We start from the raw sequence: 2,076 nt of genomic DNA, 5'->3' as shown, positions 1-2,076 counted from the left end.
GGGGTGGCCGTTGGGGCCGGGGCCGGGGTGGTGGCGGCGGCCGGGGGTGGTGGTTTTCGGGTGTGGGTGGTTGGGGTGGGAAGGAGGTGGGGTTAGCGGAAGAGGGTGCTGTAGGCGTTCAGGGCGGGCTGGCCGCCCAGGTGGGCGTAGAGGACGGTGGAGTCCTTGGGGATTTCAGCGGTGGTGACCAGTTCGATCAGGCCCGCCAGGGACTTGCCCTCGTACACCGGGTCGGTGATCATGCCTTCCAGGCGTGCGCCCAGCTTCATGGCCTCGGTGGTGGACTCGCCCGGCACGCCGTAGATGCCCTCGTGGAAGCGCTCGTCGAGGATGACCTCGTCGTCCGCCACCTCCTTGCCCAGCAGGGACGCGGTGTTCTTCGCGATCCTGGTGACCTGGGCCTTGGTCTCCTCGGGCTTGGCTGAGCCGTCGATGCCGATGATCCGCCTTCCGGTGCCCGCCCAGCCCGCGACCATGCCCGCCTGGGTGCTGCCGGTGACGGAGCAGACGACGATCGTGTCGAAGTGGACGCCCAACTCCTTCTCCTGGCGGTCCACCTCGGCCGCCCAGCCTGCGAAGCCCAGGCCGCCCAGCGGGTGGTCCGAGGCGCCTGCGGGGATGGCGTAGGGCTTGCCGCCGCGTGCGCGCACGTCGTCGACGGCCTGCTCCCACGCGGGCTTCACGCCGATTCCGAAGCCCGCCTCGACCAGGCGGACGTCGGCGCCCATGAGCCTGCTGAGCAAGATGTTGCCGACCCGGTCGTACACCGCGTCCGGCCAGTCGACCCAGCTCTCCTGCACCAGGACGCACTGCAGCCCGGCGCGTGCGGCGGCTGCGGCCACCTGGCGGGTGTGGTTGGACTGCACGCCGCCGATCGAGACGAGGGTGTCGCAGCCCTGCGCCAAGGCGTCGGCGACCAGGTACTCCAGCTTCCTGGTCTTGTTGCCGCCGTAGGCGAGGCCGGAGTTGCAGTCCTCGCGCTTGGCCCACACCCGCGCGCCGCCCAGGTGCGCGGTCAGGCGCTCCAGCGGGTGGACCGGCGACGGGCCGAAGGTCAGCGGGAAGCGGCTGAAGTCGTCCAGTGCCACGTCAGTCCTCCTCAAGCAGGTCCGCCAGCGTCGCCCAGTTGCGCTCGACCAGCACGGCGGCGAGGTCGGCGTCCGGGGCCGCGCAGGCGGCGATGATCTCGTCGTGCATCGCCACGGAGTGACGACCGGGCGGGGTGCCGAACCGCAGCCGCTCCAGGCGGCGCACCAGCGGGGTGTAGCGCTCGATCGTGGCGACGACGGCGAAGTTGCCGCTGCGCCGCACCGCGACGTCGTGGAACTCGTCGTCGGCCGCCAGCGCGGCGGCCACGTCCCGGTCGACCAGCGCCGACGCGAAACGCGCGTTCGCCGCGCGCATCGCGTCGAGATCACCCGCGTCCATGAGCGGGACGGCCAGGCGGGCCGCGAGGGCGTGCATGGCCTGGACGACGGCGTGCGCGTCCCGGACCGCCGACGTGCTCAGCTCGGTGACCCGCGTGTAGCTGTGCGGCTTCGACTCGACCAGGCCCTCGTCGGTCAACCGCGCCAACGCCTCCCGCACCGGAGTCCGCGACAACCCGAGCCGTTCGGCCAGCTCGACGTCGCGGATCGGCGCGCCGGGGGCCAGATCGCCGACCATGATCGCTTCACGGATCGCCGACAACGCCTGGTCCCGGTAGAGGGCGCGGCCAATATATTGCATATCGGCACTATAGGGACTGAGGAGCGCGAGCGGTAGGGAGCGGGGAACGCGAGTGGCGGGGAGCGCGGCCCGTGGGCGCGAGGGAATGCGGCACGCGAGCGGCAGGACGTGCAGCACGCGGGCGCGAGGGAGCGCGGCACGCGAGCGGCAGGAAGTGCAGCACGCGGGCGGTAGAGAGTGCGGGGGCGAGCGGCAGGAAGTGCGGCAGAGAGTGCGGCACGCGGGCGGCGCGGGGAGCGCAGCGATGTGGGCGGCGGGAGTGCGACCACGTGACGAGACGTGGGGCCACGTGGCGGGGCGCGCGGCCGGGGTGGGCCGCGGTGGAGGTGGACCGCGGTGGGGGTGGAC

Annotated in this window: 2 protein-coding genes; both read right to left on the bottom strand. The window is 72.5% G+C overall.

The genetic code is table 11. From position 1 onward, the window contains the following. Positions 1 to 92: 92 nt before the first annotated feature. Complete coding sequence (locus tag ACTUAL_RS24275; RefSeq protein ID WP_440901871.1) at positions 93 to 1,088, bottom strand: 1-aminocyclopropane-1-carboxylate deaminase; 996 nt, start codon at positions 1,086 to 1,088, stop codon at positions 93 to 95. Between the two features lies 1 nt (position 1,089). Next, on the bottom strand, positions 1,090 to 1,728 hold the full coding sequence (locus tag ACTUAL_RS24270; protein ID WP_440901870.1) for a GntR family transcriptional regulator: 639 nt from the start codon (positions 1,726 to 1,728) through the stop codon (positions 1,090 to 1,092). Between the last annotated feature and the right edge of the window lie 348 nt (positions 1,729 to 2,076).

Source organism: Actinosynnema sp. (assembly GCF_052038725.1).
Note: the sequence above shows the minus strand (reverse complement) of the source record. Positions and strands in the feature narration are given on the sequence as shown.

What these genes read in the sequence shown, in the direction of transcription:
- ACTUAL_RS24270 (WP_440901870.1), bottom strand. Translation starts at nt 1,728, where the DNA reads ATGCAATATATTGGCCGCGCCCTCTACCGGGACCAGGCGTTGTCGGCG.